This is a genomic window from Synechococcus sp. R55.2 (assembly GCF_047462075.1).
GTDB lineage: Bacteria > Cyanobacteriota > Cyanobacteriia > Thermostichales > Thermostichaceae > Thermostichus.
This window is the reverse complement of record NZ_JANSIH010000366.1, coordinates 1-527: the sequence shown is the minus strand read 5'-3', so window position 1 is coordinate 527 and position 527 is coordinate 1. Positions and strand designations below refer to the sequence as shown.

The window sequence follows — 527 nt, the reverse complement described above, 5'->3', positions numbered from 1 at the left end:
TGAATCTCTTGCGGAAGCATTTTAATGTCGCTATCCATTTGTCGATGAACAGAGAGAACCTCAACTCCAACCAGTTGATTTTCCTTGTCGAAATCCAAAACAACCCCAGGGGCAATCTCCTCTGAGCTTTGGACTTGAGCTGTTGTCAAACGAATATATCCAGCATCCACATCAGGATCAAACTCGATGAAAGGTCTCATGGCAGCTTTTTCCCCATTGTTCGATCAAAAAAGATAGTCACCACTGTCCAAGGATCCGTTGATTCATCGTAAACAATCTTCAGGAGGCGATTGCCGTACTCCGGAATTCGACCATAGGCTTGCTTGAGCTGAGGATCTTTGGGATCCACTTGTACGTAGTCAGGGCAGCTCAGAACTCTCTCGATCCACTGGCTTGCGATCTCTTGTCGCTGCTGCAGCCGTCTCAACGCATGCTCAGCTAGAAATCGCAGGAGCCCCGCACTGTAACCGTAGGGTCAGTGTCGGGAGGAATGCCGAAGTTCTGTGTGATATACACATCTCCGACCC

At 48.8% G+C, this 527-nt stretch carries 2 protein-coding genes; both read right to left on the bottom strand.

Annotation, left to right across the window (positions count from 1 at the left end; genetic code table 11):
• A partial coding sequence (locus tag NW838_RS11715) for a DUF2283 domain-containing protein (protein WP_414428083.1) occupies window positions 1-200 on the bottom strand: 200 nt, incomplete at its 3' end.
• A complete protein-coding gene (locus NW838_RS11710; protein ID WP_414407742.1) occupies window positions 197-427 on the bottom strand; it encodes a DUF4258 domain-containing protein in 231 nt (76 codons plus the stop codon). The genes NW838_RS11710 and NW838_RS11715, both read right to left, overlap by 4 nt.
• Window positions 428-527: the final 100 nt, after the last annotated feature.